This is a genomic window from Microcystis sp. M169S2, from assembly GCF_020245865.1.
Classification (GTDB): Bacteria; Cyanobacteriota; Cyanobacteriia; order Cyanobacteriales; family Microcystaceae; genus Microcystis; species Microcystis ichthyoblabe_A.
Map to the genome: position 1 here is coordinate 1 of NZ_JADBUB010000189.1, position 3,495 is coordinate 3,495.

The 3,495-nt window shown below is 48.7% G+C and carries 4 protein-coding genes and 1 pseudogene; 4 read left to right on the forward strand and 1 reads right to left on the reverse strand.

What is annotated here, in order from left to right; all coding sequences use genetic code 11:
* A partial coding sequence (locus IM485_RS22825; RefSeq protein ID WP_353846024.1) for a helix-turn-helix domain-containing protein occupies nt 1-55 on the reverse strand: 55 nt, incomplete at its 3' end.
* 83 nt (nt 56-138) lie between these two features.
* Between IM485_RS22825 and IM485_RS18075 the strand changes: the two are divergent.
* The 4 genes and pseudogenes from IM485_RS18075 to IM485_RS18090 all read left to right on the forward strand — a co-directional run.
* Nucleotides 139-351: pseudogene (locus IM485_RS18075) on the forward strand (hypothetical protein); the annotation flags it as partial.
* Nucleotides 348-716 carry a clan AA aspartic protease gene (locus tag IM485_RS18080; protein WP_287744787.1) on the forward strand — a complete coding sequence of 123 codons (369 nt, stop codon included), beginning with the start codon at nt 348-350 and terminating at the stop codon, nt 714-716. The pseudogene IM485_RS18075 and the gene IM485_RS18080, both read left to right, overlap by 4 nt.
* A 320-nt stretch (nt 717-1,036) precedes the next feature.
* Nucleotides 1,037-1,450, forward strand: coding sequence for a hypothetical protein (locus tag IM485_RS18085; RefSeq protein WP_287744790.1), 414 nt, complete (start codon nt 1,037-1,039; stop codon nt 1,448-1,450).
* Nucleotides 1,447-3,495 (forward strand): calcium-binding protein (locus IM485_RS18090; protein WP_502882195.1); only part of this gene is annotated, 2,049 nt, incomplete at its 3' end. The genes IM485_RS18085 and IM485_RS18090, both read left to right, overlap by 4 nt.

A 3,495-nucleotide genomic window follows, 5' to 3' on the forward strand; every position in this document is an offset into this window, starting at 1 on the left:
CTTGTTCGGGTGTTGGGTAAAATCGAAACGAATAGGCTTTTTCCATATCTCGCATTCTAGCATATATCGTGTAAATGCGCTAATATTTAACAGTAAAGCCGTCGTAGAACGACGGGGTTTCAGACCCAAATTTTCGATGAATCCCAAGTGCGCTCTCAAGTTGAAGAAGGCAATTACGGCAAAATTGTGGCGATTGACATTGAAACTGGAGCGTTTGAAGTTGCCGATGATTTGGTGACAGCATCGAAACAACTCTCTGCACGAGTACCTGATGCTCAGACTTGGTTTATTCGGATTGGGCATCTAGCAGTCGATCACTTTGGTACACGGAGTTTGAGAACAAAGCAATGATGCAAGGTCGTGTGAATCAAAGGTGTGAAGCGACCTTATCGATCGCGCTCACGAATAATAAGACAGCGCAGATGGTAGATGCTGTAACTGATACAGGATTTTCGGGTTTTCTCACCTTGCCGTCTGACATAATTGCCACATTGGGGTTGAGTTGGGAGGGCCGAGATATTGCCACATTAGGTGACGGAACTTTCTGTACGTTTGAGGTTTACATCGGGCGCGTGATTTGGGATGGACAATATCGTGAGATTTACATCAACGAATCAGAGACACTTCCACTAATCGGGATGCAGCTATTGCGAGGTTACGATCTGCGAATTCAAGCGATCGAGGGTGGTCTAGTCACGATTGAGGCTTTGGAGTAGAGTGCGATGTTGAGCTAATTTCAGGCGAAGAGGCTTTAGCGCAAGTCAGACGGCTGATTGAGCCATGAGGTATTTCGAGAATCCCCAACCCGCTATGCTGCGATTACTTGTCAATCGCCATCTTACACGATAAAATGAAGAAACCGACAATATCTGTATATAGCCAACTAAAAAATCAAGAAAAAGCACCAATTTATCGCACAAAGATGTAACTGTGAGTAATGCAAAACTTGCTTGGTTTACACCAAATATTACCGATTAGCTTTCTGTGCATTTTCATCCTGTCAATCTCAGGATGTGGTTCGAAGAAGGGCGGGCAAATGATTGAACAGGATTATATTCAGAAATATTTAGAGGTTGGTCAGGTTCTCAAGCTCGGCTCCTTAGAAAAAATGCCTGATGGCCATCTGTGTGTTCTATATCCTTATCAACAATCTATTTCGGAGGGTGTTCCATACAGTACTCGCATCAATACATATCTAAAGTCAACTGGCTATATGGCGAATGAGTCCCATTGGGCGTTTATCGTTGTTATGCCTAAAGAAATAAGCCTATCCAAGTTCAAGCGATCTGAAAAACTTGACATTTTGGCTACTCATGAAATTCAGCCAGAACACAGAGCGCAATTGCCAAAGAGATTTGTGCCAGCCAGTTGTGTCCCTTTAGATGTTGCGGCAATAGTGAAAATTGAATCTAGAAATCGTATCTTTTTAGTTGTGGGAGAAATGAAATGAGTGTATATGACAACCTGTACAACAGGTATATGCAGGAGGCTAACGCCTACGCGGACAGTTACAAAATTCCAGGAACTGGACATAACGATGCTCGGGACGCCTTTCGACATGCCTATGCAAGCGGAGCTATGGCTAGGGAATATGGTGTACCTGCTGCTCATGTTTTTGGTGATCTCAACGAAATTAAAGGCGATCTACAACATGACCAGCCTTGGCAAGAGAAAAACATGGATAAGTGGAATAACTCGATAGGGCGAGATATTGGCAAAAATGCCAGCAGCAGCAATGAAATCGCGCAGAAGGTAAATGAGGCGCTGAAGCGAGGTGACCTGATTACTGACCCTTTGAACGATGCTCGTCGATACGACGGAGATAGCTGGTTAAGTGACTTATTTGACTCTCTTGCGGATCGAATTGGAGATGCAGTCGATGACTTAAGTGATTGGATTGACCAAGTGAGCGACTCTTTCGCCGACGCCATCCGCGACCAACTGCGTCGCCTAATTGATCCCATCGTTCTCGACCTGGATGGCAACGGCATTGAACTCACTCCGCGGGCGACATCCAATGTCTATTTCGATATGGATGGCGATGGCATCAAAGAACAAACGGGTTGGGTGAAGCCGACGGATGGCCTGCTGGCAATTGATAGCAACGCCAACGGCCAAATCGACAACATCAATGAGCTAATCGGTGATCTTGGACGCTCAGGCTTTGCTGAACTGGTCACCTATGACCTCAACAATGACCGAGTTATCAATGCCAGTGATGCAGTCTGGTCCCAGTTCAGAGTTTGGCTCGATGCCAACAGTAACGGTCTTACCGATGCAGGCGAGTTGCGTACACTTGCTTCCCTCAATATTCGCTCCATCGACTTAAGGTACACAGCCGTCAACTTCACCGCAGAAGGCAACCGGATTCACGAGCAGTCGATCTTTGAATATACAAATGGCACAACTGGCTTAGTCGCAGATATCTGGTTTGATGTCTCCAATGTTGCCACCAATTCCTCGATTAGCTTGACGGGCAACATCACCATTGACAATCTCCCTGACATCCGTGGACGGGGCGATGTCAAGTCACTGCGCTCTGTCATGTTGGCGGATGGAGCTTTGGCCACACTGGTTACGGGTTTTGTTTCTCAGAACCTCAGCAGTCTTGCCAACGCCCGCAGCCAGGCAGAGCAGATCATTTATCGCTGGGCGGGTGTGCAATCCGTTGACCCATCATCACGAGGAGGACTATTCGATGGGCGCAAGCTGGCAGCACTAGAAGCCTTTCTGGGTACACAATTCGTCGTGCAAGGCATCCGCAATCCCAACGCCCAGGCCGTCGCCAGCTTGACAGCCTCCTGGAATGGTCTTGTGGATGGCATCCTGGCGAGGCTGTTGATGTCTGGCCCGCTAGGTAGTGCCATGGCCGATAGCGCTGTCTATGTACCCGAAATCGACAGACTTATGACCGTACAGACCCCTGCGGATCTGTTGAATAGTTTCAAAAGCAAGGCTCCTGCTGGTGACGGAATTACGGTAGCAGGGTATTGGGCAGCCGTTCTCCCCCTGGCGCGAGAAATCATCCAGGACGTGGGGGGTGATCCAACTTCGACAAGCTTCACCACAGCGGTGAACGCGGCCTTGCAAAACACTGGGCTTGCACCATTTGCCGATCTGCTCACAAATGGAATCATCCCATTAAGCCCAATACCCTCCGTACTCCAAAGCGCAGGGGTATTTCGCCTCACATCAGGTAACGACACCCTTTGGCTGGGAACTGATCGTTATGCTGTCTTTGCTGGCGACGGCAATGACTTTTTGGCCTTCACCACCGACAACTTCCAACCACAGCACCTAGATGGTGGTGCTGGGAACGACCATATCTATGGCACGGCGGCAAATGACTGGTTAGACGGTGGCGCTGGTGCTGACACCATGGCTGGCGGCGGGGGTAATGACACCTACACCGTCGATGATGCGGGGGATCTGGTCATGGAATCCGCTGGCGGCGGAGAGGATCATGTCCGCAGTTCAATCACCTACACCCTGAGC

Excerpts from the sequence above, each read along its gene's own strand:
- IM485_RS18080 (WP_287744787.1), top strand. The coding sequence starts at position 348 with ATGATGCAAGGTCGTGTGAATCAAAGGTGTGAAGCGACCTTATCGATC.
- IM485_RS18085 (WP_287744790.1), top strand. The coding sequence starts at position 1,037 with ATGATTGAACAGGATTATATTCAGAAATATTTAGAGGTTGGTCAGGTT.